This is a genomic window from Intrasporangium sp. (genome assembly GCF_051961875.1).
Taxonomy (GTDB): Bacteria; Actinomycetota; Actinomycetes; order Actinomycetales; family Dermatophilaceae; genus Intrasporangium_A.
The window spans coordinates 1-13500 of record NZ_JBQCCV010000267.1 but is presented as its reverse complement, the minus strand read 5'-3'; the positions used below and the strand labels follow the sequence as shown (position 1 = coordinate 13500).

Annotated in this window: 14 protein-coding genes and 1 pseudogene; 9 read left to right on the top strand and 6 right to left on the bottom strand. The window is 68.6% G+C overall.

Features of this window, described 5'->3' with window-relative positions:
• Together ACTHJJ_RS16485 and ACTHJJ_RS16480 are read left to right on the top strand one after the other, a co-directional pair.
• Nucleotides 1–500 (top strand): sugar nucleotidyltransferase (locus tag ACTHJJ_RS16485; protein ID WP_440304029.1); only part of this gene is annotated, 500 nt, incomplete at its 5' end.
• Nucleotides 500–1111 carry a dTDP-4-dehydrorhamnose 3,5-epimerase family protein gene (locus ACTHJJ_RS16480; RefSeq protein ID WP_440304028.1) on the top strand — a complete coding sequence of 204 codons (612 nt, stop codon included), beginning with the start codon at nucleotides 500–502 and terminating at the stop codon, nucleotides 1109–1111. The genes ACTHJJ_RS16485 and ACTHJJ_RS16480, both read left to right, overlap by 1 nt.
• Here the strand turns inward: ACTHJJ_RS16480 and rfbD are convergent.
• Nucleotides 1078–1950, bottom strand: a complete 873-nt coding sequence (gene rfbD, locus ACTHJJ_RS16475) for a dTDP-4-dehydrorhamnose reductase (RefSeq protein WP_440304027.1) — start codon at nucleotides 1948–1950, stop codon at nucleotides 1078–1080. The two genes, ACTHJJ_RS16480 and rfbD, sit on opposite strands and share 34 nt — an antisense overlap.
• Before the next feature lie 9 nt (nucleotides 1951–1959).
• The gene (locus tag ACTHJJ_RS16470) at nucleotides 1960–2961 is read right to left on the bottom strand and encodes an LCP family protein (protein WP_440304031.1); all 1002 of its coding nucleotides are present in this window, start codon (nucleotides 2959–2961) and stop codon (nucleotides 1960–1962) included.
• A gap of 51 nt (nucleotides 2962–3012) precedes the next feature.
• On the opposite strand from ACTHJJ_RS16470, the gene ACTHJJ_RS16465 reads away from it, so the two are divergent.
• From ACTHJJ_RS16465 to ACTHJJ_RS16440, 6 genes are all read left to right on the top strand, one after another.
• Nucleotides 3013–3600, top strand: a complete 588-nt coding sequence (locus ACTHJJ_RS16465; RefSeq protein ID WP_440304026.1) for a hypothetical protein — start codon at nucleotides 3013–3015, stop codon at nucleotides 3598–3600.
• Between the two features lie 307 nt (nucleotides 3601–3907).
• Nucleotides 3908–4036: a hypothetical protein gene (locus ACTHJJ_RS16460; RefSeq protein WP_440304025.1), complete on the top strand. Its 129-nt coding sequence runs from the start codon at nucleotides 3908–3910 to the stop codon at nucleotides 4034–4036.
• Between the two features lie 98 nt (nucleotides 4037–4134).
• A complete protein-coding gene (locus ACTHJJ_RS16455) occupies nucleotides 4135–4932 on the top strand; it encodes an exodeoxyribonuclease III (RefSeq protein WP_440304024.1) in 798 nt (265 codons plus the stop codon).
• A gap of 105 nt (nucleotides 4933–5037) precedes the next feature.
• On the top strand, nucleotides 5038–6063 hold the full coding sequence (trpS, locus tag ACTHJJ_RS16450) for a tryptophan--tRNA ligase (RefSeq protein ID WP_440304023.1): 1026 nt from the start codon (nucleotides 5038–5040) through the stop codon (nucleotides 6061–6063).
• A 43-nt stretch (nucleotides 6064–6106) separates the two neighbouring features.
• A complete protein-coding gene (locus ACTHJJ_RS16445) occupies nucleotides 6107–6637 on the top strand; it encodes a 2'-5' RNA ligase family protein (RefSeq protein WP_440304022.1) in 531 nt (176 codons plus the stop codon).
• 3 nt (nucleotides 6638–6640) lie between these two features.
• Nucleotides 6641–7744, top strand: coding sequence for a YihY/virulence factor BrkB family protein (locus ACTHJJ_RS16440; RefSeq protein WP_440304021.1), 1104 nt, complete (start codon nucleotides 6641–6643; stop codon nucleotides 7742–7744).
• 24 nt (nucleotides 7745–7768) lie between these two features.
• On the opposite strand, the gene ACTHJJ_RS16435 is transcribed toward ACTHJJ_RS16440, so the two are convergent.
• The 4 genes from ACTHJJ_RS16435 to ACTHJJ_RS16420 form a co-directional block, all read right to left on the bottom strand.
• On the bottom strand, nucleotides 7769–9133 hold the full coding sequence (locus ACTHJJ_RS16435; protein WP_440304020.1) for a D-alanyl-D-alanine carboxypeptidase family protein: 1365 nt from the start codon (nucleotides 9131–9133) through the stop codon (nucleotides 7769–7771).
• A 182-nt stretch (nucleotides 9134–9315) separates the two neighbouring features.
• Nucleotides 9316–10059: a succinate dehydrogenase/fumarate reductase iron-sulfur subunit gene (locus tag ACTHJJ_RS16430; protein ID WP_440304030.1), complete on the bottom strand. Its 744-nt coding sequence runs from the start codon at nucleotides 10057–10059 to the stop codon at nucleotides 9316–9318.
• A gap of 11 nt (nucleotides 10060–10070) precedes the next feature.
• Complete coding sequence (locus ACTHJJ_RS16425; protein ID WP_440304019.1) at nucleotides 10071–12071, bottom strand: fumarate reductase/succinate dehydrogenase flavoprotein subunit; 2001 nt, start codon at nucleotides 12069–12071, stop codon at nucleotides 10071–10073.
• Between the two features lie 3 nt (nucleotides 12072–12074).
• Nucleotides 12075–12785, bottom strand: coding sequence for a succinate dehydrogenase cytochrome b subunit (locus ACTHJJ_RS16420; protein ID WP_440304018.1), 711 nt, complete (start codon nucleotides 12783–12785; stop codon nucleotides 12075–12077).
• A gap of 427 nt (nucleotides 12786–13212) precedes the next feature.
• Between ACTHJJ_RS16420 and ACTHJJ_RS16415 the strand changes: the two are divergent.
• Nucleotides 13213–13500: pseudogene (locus ACTHJJ_RS16415) on the top strand (UDP-glucose 6-dehydrogenase); the annotation flags it as partial.

Below are 13500 nucleotides of genomic sequence, written 5' to 3'. Positions count from 1 at the left end.
CAGGTGGCCACATCTTCGCCCAGCGGGTGTCCGACCCGAGGGCGTATGGCGTTGTCGAGTTCGACGACACCGGGCGCGTGCTGTCCATCGAGGAGAAGCCGGCGAACCCGAAATCCGGGTATGCCGTCCCCGGGCTGTACTTCTACGACAACGATGTCATCGACATTGCTCGCGATCTGAGGCCGAGTGACCGTGGCGAGCTCGAGATCACCGCGGTCAACGACACGTACCTGAGACGGGGGTCTCTCGGGGTCACCGTGCTCCCCCGGGGGACCGCTTGGTTCGACACCGGCACCTTCGCGGGGCTCCTCGGTGCCAGCCAGTTCGTCTCCGTCGTCGAGGAGCGGCAGGGGCAGAAGATCGGCTGCGTCGAGGAGATCGCCTGGCGCAACGGCTGGATCGACGACGAGCGCCTCGTGCAACACGCCGACGACCAGCTCAAGAGCGGGTACGGCGCCTACCTCCAGGGCCTGCTCCTGGACGGCAGGGGATCGCTCTGATGGAGATCCGCCCGCTGAAGATCGCAGGCTCATGGGAGATCACGCCACGGGTGTTTCCGGACGATCGTGGGGTCTTCCTCGAGTCATTTCGGGGCGACCGGCTGGCCGAGGTGATTGGCTACAGGCCGGACATCGTCCAGTCCAACATCTCGGTCTCGTCGAGAGGGACGCTCAGGGGGATCCACTTCGCGGACGTGCCGGTCGGGCAGGCCAAGTATGTGACCGTGCTGAACGGTTCGCTCATCGACTTCATTGTCGACATCCGTGTCGGGTCGCCGACGTTCGGGCAGTGGGACTCGGTGCTGCTGGATACCAAGGACCGTCGGGCGGTTTACCTTGCCGAGGGCCTGGGCCATGCGTTCGTCGCCCTCGAGGACGGCACCACCGCGCACTACCTCTGCTCCGCGGCATACAACCCCGGGCACGAGCACGGGATCAACCCGCTCGACCCGGCCGTTGGCCTGAGGTTGCCGGACGGGCTCGAGCCACTGCTCCCCCCGAAGGATGCCGCCGCACCGACCCTGGAGGCGGCGAGGGAGTCGGGACTGCTTCCCTCTTACGAGGCCTGCACGGACTTCTACACGGAGCTGGCGTCAGGAGTGGACAGGTAGGCGCCGATTGCGCGACGCCAGTCCTGGATCGGCGTGAGGCCAGCGTCCACCAACGTGTCATGCGACAGCACGCTCCAGGCGGGCCTCGGGGCGGGACGGGGGAACGCCTCCGTTGTCGTCGGTTGCACCCGCTCGGGATCGAGGCCGAGCTTCTCGAAGATCGCCCGGGTGAACCCGAACCAGCTCACCTGCCCCTGGCTCGTGCCGTGGTAGATGCCGTATGGCGCCGAGCTGCCGACGAGACGAACGATGAGGTCGGCGAGATCGACCGTCCAGGTGGGCTGTCCGACCTGGTCGTCGACCACCGAGACCGTGTCTCGTTCGTGGGCCAGCCGGGTCATCGTCTCGACGAAGTTCGGCCCGCCCGCGCCATAGAGCCATGCGGTCCGGACGACCCATGACTGGGGGCAGAGCGCGCGGACGGCCCACTCGCCGGCAGCCTTGGTCCGGCCGTAGGCCGAGCGTGGGCACACGGGGGAGTCAGCGGCATACGGCTTCGTTGCCTGTCCGTCGAAGACGTAGTCCGTAGAGACATGCAGTAGCGGCGCCTCCGCGGCGGCGGCCGCGCGTGCGACGTTGGCGGCGCCAACAGCGTTGATGGCGAACGCGACCGGCTCGTTCGACTCGGCGTCATCGACCGCGGTCCACGCGGCCGTGTTGACCACGAGATCGTGACCCGCCACCGCAACCGCACACGCTTTCGGATCCGTGATGTCGAGGTCGGCACGGTTGGCCGCCGTCACTGAATGGCCGGCCGCCTCGAGCGCGGGCACGAGGTCGTGGGCCAGCATGCCACCGGCCCCGGTCACGAGGACCTTGAGCGATCGATCAGCGGTCATCGCCCGGCCTCAGTTGTAGGAGTCCATCTCGTCCTTGCGGATCGCGTCGCCGAGCTCCTTCATCTTCGCCCAGTTCGTCAGGTCGATCGACTGGCCGTCCTTGCTCCAGCCGAAGCCGTCGAACGGCGCGGTGATGAAGCGGATGTCGCTGCCGCGGAGGTTCCGCAACGCGAAGGCCTCCGACCGCATGTCGCCCACGTCCAGCTTCTGGTCGACGGTGAGGTTGCTCGTCGCCGCGTCGACGAAGTCGGCTAGCCGCGCCGGGTTGAGGAGCACGTCCTTCGAAAGGCCCTTGAGCATGAGCGCCTTGATGAACGCCTGCTGCCGCTTGCCACGGGAGATGTCACCCTCGCTGAGCTGCTTGCGCTCCCGCACGAAGGCGAGAGCCATCGGGCCGTTCATGTGCATCGTGCCCTTGGTGAACGTGAACCCGTTGCTCTTGCTCGGCTCCTCGACGTGGACGTCGACACCGCCGACGGCGTCGGTCATCCGCTTGAAGCCCTCGAAGCCGACCATCGCGACGTGGTCGATCTCGATGCCGAGCATGTTCTGCATCGTCTCCACGAGCAGGGGCGAACCACCGTACGCGTAGGCGGCGTTGAGCTTGGCCTCCTTGTGGCCGGGGATCGGTACCCACAGGTCCCGCGGGAAGTGGATCAGCTGCACCGTCGAGTGGTCTTGAGGCACGTGGATGAGCACCATCACGTCCGAGCGCGACGCGGTGTCGCCGGGGCGTGCGTCGTTGCCGATGAGCAGGTAGTTGGTCCCGTTGTCCGGCGGCTGCGCGACGGTCGGCTTCACGTCGGGCAGGAGAGCGTCCTGCTTCACGTTGCTCGAGACGATGTGGTTGAGATACGCGAGGTAGGCGCCGATGGCCAGCAGCGGCACCAGGATCAGCACGAGTGCGACGATGAGGATGCGGCGGTTCCGCTTCTTCTCGCGGCGTTCGGTCCGGGACAACGTCGCCTCGTCGTCGTCATCGAACATCTCGTCAGTTTCGTCCTGGCGCATGTCGGTCACGCGGGCCAGTGTAGGTGCTCGCAGCCCCTAGACTGTCGAACCGTGTCCCGGGGCCGGCATCGCAGGAGTCACACTGATCTCTATTGGGCTCTCGGTGCGCTCGCGGTCTTCCTGGTCTACCTGTTCGTCCTGGTCAAGGCGACGAGCCCGATCGTCCACGTCCTGTGGCTCGTCTCCGCGCACAACCCGTGGCTGTATGCGGCTGAGCTCGCCCTGCTTGTCGGCCTCCCCGGTCTGTTGTTCACGCTCCCGCGCGTGCCGGCGCCGCGGACCATCTGGGTCGGCAGCGCGACGAGTCGTCGCCACGTCACGCGTCGGCGCAGGTCGCGGACCCTGCCGGACGCGCTGGGCCTGGGCACCTTCCTTCTCGCGCAAGCGCCGCTGCCGCCGCCATGGAGCCCCAGGGGCGTGTCGTCCACGATCGCGAACGTCACAGCGAGCCCTGAGGTCGTCGAGCTGAGCCGGCAGTTCGGCATCGGTTCGCTCATCGTCTTCGCCGTCGGCATCGGGGCCGCCGTTTTGGCCCAGGTCTACCGGCACGCTCCCGCCGCCCGCATCGGCGCGCTCATGCTCGCCGTCGGCGCCCCCGTCTTCGCCTGGGCCTGGGTGACCCACGCCGTCCTCGGCTGACCCCGCAATGACGGCTCCGAGACGGCCCACCCCGTCGCGCCGACTCGTCCAGGCCCACGCGGCTACCGCCAGCGGCAGCTCGACGAGCACAGCCATTGCGACGGCCTCGGCCAGCCGGCCCACCCGGTCTGCGCTCGTGATGTCCGTGTAGGCATCCAGCACGAGCACGATCCCGCCGATCCGGGCAACCATGGGAGCCCACAGCGAGCGGCGAACCACCAGGACCGCCGTCGTGGCCGCGGTGAGCGCCTCCAGCGAGTCGATCGCGACCCAGAAGCCGGGATGGTGGAGCGTGCCGCCGAGATAGATGGTCCACGGCACAAGGAACACCGCGGCCAGCGTCGCGACCATCACGGCGACCCCGTCGGCGGTGCCCAACGCCGGCTTCGCGCTCGGTGGCGCGGAGGTCGCAACGACGTTCATGCAGCGATCCTGACCGTGCGCCCCGTGCGGGCATTCGGGAATCGCTGTGCGAGCCCTATGGGTTCGAAGGCGCCGACGGCCGGCGGAACCGTGTCATGAAGAATGGCCGCCATGCGCGTCATCTCCGCCAACGTCAACGGCATCCGCGCCGCCATCCGCAGGGGAGCGGCCGACTGGCTCCGCTCCGCCCAGCCCGACGCCCTCTGCCTCCAGGAGGTGCGCGCCTCCGATGAGGAGCTGCAGAAGGCGCTCGCCGAGGCCGGGCTCGGGGACTGGTACGTCGCCCACACCGAGGGCAACGCTAAAGGCCGCGCCGGCGTCGCCGTCGCCACCCGCGACCGGCACCTCGCCCACCGGGTCGGCATCGACGAGACCTTCATCGACGCCGGCCGCTGGGTCGAGGTCGACATCGAGACGCCGAGCGCGACCCTCACAGTGGTCTCCGCGTACGTTCACACGGGCGAGGCGGACACGCCCAAGCAGGTCGAGAAGTACGCCTTCCTCGACGCCATGACGGCCCGTATGGCGCGTGCCTCCTCCCGCGGCGAGCTGATGGTCGTCACCGGCGACCTCAATGTCGCGCATCGCGAGGCCGACCTCAAGAACTGGAAGGGCAACCTCAAGAAGTCGGGCTTCCTGCCCGAGGAGCGGGCCTACTTCGACCGCTGGTTCGCGGCTGGCGCCTGGGTCGACGTCCACCGCTCTCTCGCAGGCGACGGGCCGGGCCCCTACACCTGGTGGTCCTGGCGGGGCAAGGCCTTCGACAACGACGCCGGCTGGCGCATCGACTACCAGCTCGCGACCGCCCCGCTCGCGGCCCGTGCCACGGCCGCGGGCGTCGGACGGGCGGCGACCTACGCTGAGCGCTGGAGCGACCACGCCCCCGTGGTCGTCGACTACGACCTCTGACCGGGAGCCCTCAAGCTCGACGGGGGCTGAGCGACATACGGCCTGCTCGTCCACCCAGCCAGCACGGTTGGGAGCGGGCCCGCCTCATGGGCCACAATGACGCCCATGCCCTCCAGCTCCAAGCCCCGCAGCATGTCCGGAATGCAGCCGACGAGCGACTCGCTCCACCTCGGCAACTACATCGGGGCGCTCGTCGAGATGGTCAAGCTGCAGGAGACGCACGACGCGTTCTACTTCATCGCCGACCTGCACGCGCTCACCGTCGCGCCCGAGCCGGAGGTGCTGCGCGAGCGCACCCGTGTCACCGCGGCGCAGTTCATCGCCGGGGGAGTGGACCCGAGCCGCTCGGTCCTCTTCGTGCAGAGCCACGTCCACCAGCACACGGAGCTGACGTGGGTTCTCTCGACGTTGACCGGCTTCGGCGAGGCGAGCCGGATGACCCAGTTCAAGGACAAGACCGCCAAGGGCCACACGGCGAACGTCGGCTTGTTCACCTATCCGATCCTGATGGCGTCCGACATCCTCATCTACGACTCGGACGTCGTGCCCGTCGGCGAGGACCAGCGCCAGCACCTCGAGCTCTCGCGTGACCTGGCGACGCGGTTCAACCAGCGCTTCGGCGACACCTTGATCGTGCCCGAGCCGCACATCATGAAGGAGACGGCCAAGATCCAGGACCTGCAGGAGCCGACGGCGAAGATGAGCAAGTCCGCCGCGACGGACGCCGGCCTGATCAGCCTCCTCGAGGATCCGAAGCGCATCGCCAAGAAGATCCGCTCGGCCGTCACCGACACCGAGCGCGAGATCCGCTTCGACGTGGACAACAAGCCGGGGGTCTCCAACCTCCTGTCGATCCACTCCGCCCTCTCCGGAATCCCGGTGTCCGCGCTCGAGGCCGCCTACGAGGGCAAGGGCTACGGCGACCTCAAGAAGGACGTCGCCGAGGTCGTCGTCGAGGCGATCACCCCGTTCCGGGAACGCACCCTCGAGCTGATGCGTGACCCGGCCGAGCTGGACCGGATCCTCGCCGACGGTGCCGGCCGTGCCGCGGAGGTCGCGGAGGCAACAGTGCGCCGCGTCTACCAGCGGGTCGGCCTGCTCCCGAGCATCCGCCGCACCGCTGGCGCCTGAGGCAGTGGTAACGGTTCCGCATCGATTGGGTACGGTCGGACTCGTGACTGCTTCGCGTCCCACGACGATCGGCGTCTCCATCCCGGTCCCGGCCCCGCAGGGGGACTACCTCCAGCGGCGGCGGGCCGAGTTCGGGGACGATGCGGCGTGGCGGATTCCCGCGCACATCACCCTCGTACCGCCGACCGAGGTCGACGAGGACACGTATGGCGCGTTCGTCGAGCACTGCTCCAAGGTGGCCTCCGTGTGGCCACCCTTCGACGTCCTCCTGCGCGGTACCGGCACCTTCCGGCCTATCTCCGACGTCGTCTACATCCAGGTCGCGCAGGGCGTCGCGGCGTGCGAGCGGCTCGAGAAGCAGCTGCGGAGCGGGCCGCTGGAGCGCGAGCTCGACTTCTACTACCACCCGCACGTGACCGTCGCGCACAACGTTCCGGAGGACTGTCTCGAGCGGGCGTTCGCCGAGCTCGCCGACTTCCACACCGACTTCGTCGTCGACAGCTTCTTCCTCTACGAACAGGGTGAGGACGACGTGTGGCGACCAGTGAAGGACTTCCCCCTCCAAGGAGGCTGACCAGTGCAGGCCGTCCGCAGGATCATCGACCGGATCAAGCGGTCCCAGGCGTACCGGGCGTGGCAACGCTACGGCAACCACAACGGTGACCTGCTCGCGGCCGGCGTCGGCTACTTCGCGTTCTTCTCCATCTTCCCCGCGCTGGCGCTCGCCTTCACGATCTTCGGCATCGTGCTGCGGGGCCACCCCGAGCTGCTGTCGACGATCGCGAGCTCGCTCAACGCGACGCTGCCGGGAATGGTGAAGACGCCCACGAATCCGAACGGCATCATCGCCCTCTCCACGCCGAAGGCCTCGACCCTGACGATCACCGGCATCGTAGGTTTCGTGACCCTGCTGCTCTCCGGACTTGGCTGGATCAGCGCGCTGCGCTCGGCGATCCGCGGCATCTACGGTCTCGGCGCCAGTCCGGGCAACTTCGTCACGACGAAGCTGCGCGATCTCGCCGTGCTCTTCACCCTCGGTCTCGGCGTGGCGGCATCGGCGATCCTCACGAGCGCGATCGGAGGAATCACCAAGAACATCGCCGGCTGGGTAGGCCTGGACGGCCAGTCGTGGGTCGTCACTGCGGTGGGGCTCGTTCTCAGTGCGGTCTTCGACACGCTGCTCATGGTCGTGCTGCTGCGCATGCTGTCCGGTGTGCCGCTGCCGTGGGCCGATGTGCGAAGCGGCGCGATCGTCGGCGGGGTCGCGCTCACCGTGATGAAGTACTTCGGCGGCTTCCTCATCGCCCGTGCGACGAGCAACCCGCTCCTCGGTGCCGTGGCCGTCGCCGTCGGCCTGCTCTTCTGGCTCAACCTCATGTCGAGGGTCGTCCTGCTGTCGGCCGCATGGTCCGCCAACGATGCCGAGCTGGGGCGCATCAAGCGCGAGGAGGCTCCGGGACCGTCGGCAGGGGAGCCCGCGCCGCCGGCGGCCGCTCCCGCCTGGGCTGCTCGCGCCGGCGACCTGAGCGCGGCCACCGCTGGGAGTGGCACCTCGCTCCGGTCCGGCCGCCCCAGCCGCGCTCAGGACCGGATCTCGCTCGCGCTCGGTGCCGTGGTCGGCGCCACGGGTGCGCTCATCTGGTCCGCCACCCGCCGCTCGCGTCCCTTCCACCTCGAGTGAGCGCTTCGTCCCACCCGTCACGCATCAGCGCTTGCGTGCGCGACGGATCCGATAGGCGCCGGCGCCGACAAGCAGGCCCACGACGATGACCGCGCCCTGGATCGCCCCTCGACCCGGGAGCGGGAACGGCCGCTCGACCGTGCCAGAGGTCCACCCGGGGCGGGGGGTCCCGGACTCGGCGGAGCCGGCCGGCGGCAGCGCCTCGGCCGCCGACCTCGGTGCCCCATCAGCGATCGGCCTCGGCGGTGCGGCGTCACCCGGCTCGACCAGCCGGCCGACCGGCGTCACGTGGTCGGCGTTCGCGAAGCCCCAGTCGAGCAGGGCGGCCGTCGGCTTCCACGACCCGCTCGTGCTGCCCATCTGGGTGACGAGGAGGGTCCGGCCGTCGCGCGTCGCCGCCCCGATGAAGGTGTGCTGTGCGCGGTTGGTCCGTCCGGGCTTGATCCCGATCGCCCCGGGATAGTTGGCGAGTAGGTCGTTGATGTTGGGGATGTGGAAGGGCTCGTACTTCTGCTTCGTCCCCTTGTCGGTCCCGCCCGGGAAGACGGTGTCCCGCATGGTGATGTACGTCCGGAAGTCGGGCAGGGCCATCGCCGCTCGTCCGATGAGGGCCAGGTCGTACGCACTCGAGTGCTGGCCCGGCTCGTCGAGGCCGCTCGGGTCGACCGCGACGGTGTCGAAGGCGCCGATCTCGGTGGCCTTCGCGTTCATCAGTGCCACCGCCTGGTCGTATCCGCCGGCGGCGTCGGCGAGTGCGTAGGCAGCGTCGTTGGCCGAGACCATGAGCAGCGCCTGGAAGAGCGACTGGACCGGATAGGGGTTGCCCTCGACCATCCCGACCCGGGTGCCGTTGGCGGCGACCTGCTCGCTCGTCGCGACGACGACCTGCTTGGGGTCGAGCCGGGGGATGAGGGTGAGCGCGGTCAGGGTCTTCAGGGTGCTGGCGGGCCGGAGCCAGGCGTGGGGTGCCTTGGCGGCGAGGACCTCGCCGGTGTCGAGGTCTGCGAGGACGTAGGAGACGTCGCCGACCTCGGGCAGGGCCGCCACCCCGGGCTGCGCGTTAACGATGACGCCCGACTGGGCGAGCAGCGGCCCCCCGACGACGGTCTTCGGGTCCCACGCGGCATGGTCGAACGGTTTCGGGGGCGCGTTCTGGCACCAGGCCGTCCACGACGTCGGGGAGGCCGAGGGCCGGGGCTGCTGGGGGGCGTGCGTCACCGTCTGCCACTCCTGGCACGACGGCGTCGGGTGAGGAGCAGCTGGGGCCGCCGCGGGACCGAGCCGGGCGGCGGCAGCCGGCTCGGCGGCATACCCGGTCGTGAGGAGGAGGGTTACCGGAACCGCGCCGGCAGCACAGACCCGGCGCCAGAGCTTCCCCCTTGTCGACATCGCGCGCCACCATACCCAACCATTGGGACGAAAGGGACGTCGCCGGTCAGGTCGCAGTTGGTGTCGTCAGAGCGACACGGAACGCGACACGCTGTGCGACGTCACCGACCACCGACCATCGACAACGCGAGAGCCCGCCCCTGCGACAGGGACGGGCTCTCGGCGCTCAAGCGCAGACCGGCTCAGGTCATCTGCCGCAGCGCGTGCCGCAGGTCGATGTTGAGCTGGTTGATGACGTCCTGCTGGATCTCCTTCGGGCAGGCGTTTGTGCACTCGCCGATGTTCGTGCAGCCGCCGAAGCCCTCGAGGTCGTGCTGGGCCAGCATCTTGACGACGCGGGCGCTGCGCTCCGGCTGGCCCTGCGGGAACTCGCCGAGGTGCGTCACCTTCGCACCGAGGAAGAGCATCGCCGAGGCGTTCGGGCAGGCGGCCACGCAGGCGCCACAGCTGATGCACTTCGCGGCGTCGAAGGCACGGTCGGCCTTCGGCTTCGGCACGGGCACCGAGTGGGCCTCGGGGGCCGCACCCGTGTTGACCGAGATGAAGCCGCCCGCCTGGATGATCCGGTCGAAGGCCGACCGGTCCACGACGAGGTCCTTGATGACCGGGAACGCGTCGGCGCGCCACGGCTCGACGGTGATGACGTCGCCGTCCTGGAAGGACCGCATGTGCAGCTGGCAGGTCGTCGTCACCTCCGGGCCATGTGCCTTGCCGGAGATCATCAGGCCGCACATGCCGCAGATGCCCTCTCGGCAGTCGGAGTCGAACGCGATCGGCTCCTCGCCCTTGTTGTTGAGGTCCTCGTTGAGCACGTCGAGCATCTCGAGGAACGACATGTCGGGGGAGATGTCGCTGACCTGGTAGGTCACCATCTCGCCCGTGGCCTTGGGACCGGCCTGACGCCAGATCTTCAGGGTCAGGTTCATTCCGTTGTCGCTCACTTGTAGCTCCGCTGCTTCAGCTCGATTGCCTTGTAGACCAGGTCTTCCTTGTGGAGCACCGGCTTGTCGCCCTCACCGGTGAACTCCCACGCCGCGACATACGCGAACTCGTCGTCGTGGCGGAGGGCCTCGCCGTCCTCCGTCTGGGACTCGGCCCGGAAGTGGCCGCCGCACGACTCGCGCCGGTGGAGCGCGTCGATGCACATCAGCTCGCCGAGCTCGAGGAAGTCGGCGACGCGGCCGGCCTTCTCGAGGCTCTGGTTGAGCGTCTCCGCCGAGCCGAGGACGCGGACGTTGCGCCAGTACTCGTCGCGCAGGGCGCGGATGAGGTCGATGGCCTTGAGCAGGCCCTCCTCCGTCCGCTCCATGCCGCAGTACTCCCACATGATCTGCCCGAGCTCCTTGTGGAACGAGTCCACCGAGCGCTCACCCTGGACGCCGAGCAGCCGGGTGATCCGGTCCTCGACAGCGGCGCGGGCCTCGACGACCTCCGGCGAGTCCTCGGACACCTTCGGGTACGGACCGTTCGCGAGGTAGTCGCGCAGCGTGTTGGGCAGGACGAAGTAGCCGTCCGCGAGGCACTGCATGAGCGACGAGGCGCCGAGCCGGTTCGCGCCGTGGTCGGAGAAGTTCGCCTCACCGGTGGCGTAGAGACCGGGGATCGTCGTCTCGAGGTCGTAGTCGACCCACAGGCCACCCATCGTGTAGTGCACCGCGGGGTAGATCCGCATCGGGACCTCGTACGGGCTCTCGCCCGTGATCCGCTGGTACATGTCGAAGAGGTTGCCGTACTTCTCCGCGACGGCCTCCTTGCTCATCCGGGCCAGGGCCTCGGAGAAGTCGAGGTAGACGCCGCGGCGGAAGTCGCCGACCAACGGGCCGACGCCGCGCCCCTCGTCGCAGACGTACTTCGCCTGGCGCGAGGCGATGTCGCGGGGAACGAGGTTGCCGAAGCTGGGGTAGATCCGCTCCAGGTAGTAGTCGCGGTCCGCCTCGGGAATCTCCCGCGGGTCCTTGTCGCAGTCCTCGCGACGCTTCGGCACCCAGATGCGGCCGTCGTTGCGCAGCGACTCCGACATGAGCGTCAGCTTGCTCTGGTAGTCGCCGGCCACCGGGATGCAGGTCGGGTGGATCTGGGTGTAGCACGGGTTGCCGAAGTAGGCGCCCTTGCGGTGCGCACGCCAGATCGCGGTCGTGTTGCAGCCCATCGCGTTCGTCGACAGGTAGAAGACGTTGCCGTAGCCGCCGCTCGCGAGGACGACGGCGTCGGCGAGGTGGGTCTCGATCTCGCCGGTCACCATGTCGCGGGCGATGATGCCGCGGGCGCGACCCTCGACGACGATGAGCTCGAGCATCTCGTGACGGGTGAACTGCTCGACGGTGCCGTCGGCGACCTGCCGCTCCATGGCCTGGTAGGCGCCGATGAGCAGCTGCTGGCCCGTCTGGCCCGCAGCATAGAACGTGCGGGCGACCTGCACACCGCCGAAGGAGCGGTTGTCGAGCAGTCCGCCGTACTCACGGGCGAACGGCACGCCCTGGGCCACGCACTGGTCGATGATGTTCGCGGACTCCTCGGCGAGGCGGTAGACGTTCGTCTCGCGGGAGCGGTAGTCGCCGCCCTTCACCGTGTCGTAGAAGAGGCGGTAGACGGAGTCGCCGTCGTCGTTGTAGTTCTTCGCCGCGTTGATGCCGCCCTGCGCCGCGATCGAGTGCGCCCGTCGCGGGGAGTCCTGGTAGCAGAAGGACTTGACGTGGTAGCCGGCCTCGCCGAGGGTCGCGGCCGCAGAGGCGCCCGCAAGGCCGGTGCCGACGATGATGACGGACAGCTTGCGGCGGTTGGACGGGTTGACGAGCTTGGCGTCGAACTTGCGCTGGTCCCACATCTTGGCGATCGGGACGTCGGGCGCCTTGGTGTCCGCGATCGCGTCGCCTTCGGTGTAGAGCCCGTGAATCGGCCCCGTGGGGACTTCGGTGGTCTCTGGAGCGGTGGTGGTCATGGATCAGCCCTTCACGATTCCAGCGAGGATGGCCAGCGGCGGGACGATGAAGCCGACCGCGATGACGAAGGCGAGAACATGCGCCACGGCCTTCCACGTGCGGCGGGCGCGCGGGGTGTTGGCCCAGCCGAGCGTCTGCGAGGCGCTCCACACGCCGTGGTACAGGTGCAGCCCGAGCGCGACCATCGCGAGGAAGTAGATCAGCGTCACCCACCAGACCTGGAAGCTCGAGATGACGAGCTCACCGGCGCTGTGGCCGGCATTGAGACTGCCGACGTTGAACTTCACGATCGTGAACTGGAGCAAGTGCCAGATCACGAAGAGGAGGATGGCGACGCCGCCCCAGCGCATCCACTTCGTCTTGAGCGTGCGCTTCGCGGCCTCCTTCGCGACGTAGCGGTTCGTCCGCGCCCCCTGTGCGCGCGCCCAGAGTGCGAACGCAGCCCAGATGTGGACGATGACGGCGACGAGGAGCACGACCCGGATGATCCACAGCATCCCGCCGAAGGGCAGGATCGGTGTGAACATCGTGCGCAGGTGGAGCGCGTACTCGTCGAAAGCCTCCGTCCCACCGAAGATCTTGAGGTTGCCGTACATGTGCACAAGGACGTAGAGCACGAAGAGCGCACCGGACACGGCCATGAGGATCTTCATGAAGACCGTGGTGCGGCTGGCCCGTGCCTGTCTCGTCAGCGAGGGAGTATTGATGGCCACCAGCGCACCTTATCGCCGTGCTCAGGGGCGCCTCTGCCTACCCGGGCGTAGGCGGGCTCGATGTGACCTTTTCCACGACCGTGACGTCCGTTCCCTGGTATGCCGCTGGGCTTGGTCCCGCAAGGCCGGGGCCGCTGTGTTCATCGCCGTCGTGGGCACACACCGGGCGGAAGCGGTGCACTCGGACCAATTTGGCCGAAAACCGCACGAAGCCGGACGGCCGTCGCTACCGTGGGCCCCGTCCAGCCGACACAAATGCGTCGGCGCGCAGGGCTGGCCCCGGGACCTCGACCGTCTGGAACCTGCTCACACGTACGCAAGCCACCGGCATCATCGTGAAGAAGCCTCCCGATGGTCGGGGTCCGGGTGCCCCCGTACCGCAGGTCGTGCGGCTGCCCGGTGAGCGGCGTACCTCTACCCTGTGCGTGTGAAGATCACTGTCGTCGGTCTCGGTTATGTCGGCCTTTCGAACGCCGCGATCCTCGCCGGGCGCAACGAGGTGGTCGCCCTCGACATCTCGGCCCGGCGGGTCCAGCTCGTGAACGAGGGGCGCTCGCCGGTCATCGACGCCGAGCTGCAGGAGTGCCTCGCGAGTGGTGGTCTCGCCCTGCGGGCGACGCTGGATCCGGCCGAGGCCTATGCCGGCGCGGAGTACGTGGTGATCGCGACGCCGACCGACTACGACCCCGAGACGAACTTCTTCGACACGGCCTCG